Consider the following 1,124-nt stretch of genomic DNA (forward strand, 5'->3'; position numbering starts at 1 on the left):
CCCACTCCCCTCCCGTCCACCGCCTCCACGGCGCCCCAGCCGCAGGCCGGGCGCCCGCGCCGGACGGCCATGGCCGCCGCGCTCGCGGCCCTCGCGGTGGCGGCCGCGGCCACCCTCACGTACACCTTCTGGCCCGACCCGGACACCGGCATGGACGACCAGAAGAACCGGGCCCCGAGCAGCACGGGCAACGTCGCGGCCCGCCCCGCCGGCATCGTCCCGGCCGCGTTCCTCGGCGCCTGGGAGGGCGTCATCCAGGGCTCCCAGGATCACCCGCGGGAGACCGCCCGGTTCGAGATCACCCAGGGGGCGGCGGGCGCCAAGAACGCGGTCTACGTCCAGGTCGCCGAGAACCGCCTGTGCATGGGCCGCTCCCGGCTCGTCTCCGCGGACGAGGACAAGGTCGTCTTCGGCGAGTCCGACGTGACGACCAGCGTGCCCGCCCAGCGCTGCGTCCCCGCCGCCCACCAGACGCTGACGCTGCGCTCCCCCGACGTCCTGGAGTGGACCTCGGGCACGGCCAGGGCCACCTTCCGCAAGGCCCCCACCGGCACGGAGGTCGTCCCCGCCCGCTTCCTCGGCCGCTGGTCGCGCATCCCCGCCCCGGAGATCTACGGCGAGAACGACGAGCGCTACACCTCGCAGGTGACGATCACCCAGGGCCCGGTCGGGGCCCCCGTGGTCAGCGTCCTCGACGGCTATCCGCGCACCGTCGACGGCGTGCTCATGGACGAGGACTGGTCCTGCGGCACCACGGCCGTCCTCGCGGGCGTCGGCAACCTGCTGATCATCGGCCCCGCCACCCGGGACACCAACGCCTGGGACCGCGAATGCCAGGAGGGCCTCTCCCGCTACCTCCTGGTCGACAAACTGAACGGCAAGGACCGGCTCCTCGTCTACCCGATGCTCGACGGCGAACCGAACGAGTACTACCGCTCTTAGGAGCCCGACCGTCCTGCGTGCCCCGGCTGCCCTGCCTGCCCTGCGTGCCCGGCCTGGCCCGGTCGCCGCGACCGCCCCGCCGCCGCCTCGGCGTACGCGCGGACCAGGGGGCGGGTGTCGTCCGCGCGGTGGGCGAGGGCGAGGTGGCTGGGGCCGACGCCGTCCACGGGACGGGTGACGAC

At 74.8% G+C, this 1,124-nt stretch carries 2 pseudogenes; one reads left to right on the forward strand and one right to left on the reverse strand.

The annotated features are described in order from the left end of the window. Positions 1-942, forward strand: a pseudogene (locus AOK00_RS36310) (serine/threonine-protein kinase); the annotation flags it as partial. On the opposite strand, the pseudogene AOK00_RS41105 reads toward AOK00_RS36310, so the two are convergent. Beyond that, positions 939-1,124, reverse strand: a pseudogene (locus AOK00_RS41105) (hypothetical protein); the annotation flags it as partial. The pseudogenes AOK00_RS36310 and AOK00_RS41105 sit on opposite strands and share 4 nt — an antisense overlap.

Origin of the sequence: Streptomyces aureus, from assembly GCF_001418135.1 — a bacterium.
GTDB lineage: Bacteria > Actinomycetota > Actinomycetes > Streptomycetales > Streptomycetaceae > Streptomyces > Streptomyces aureus_A.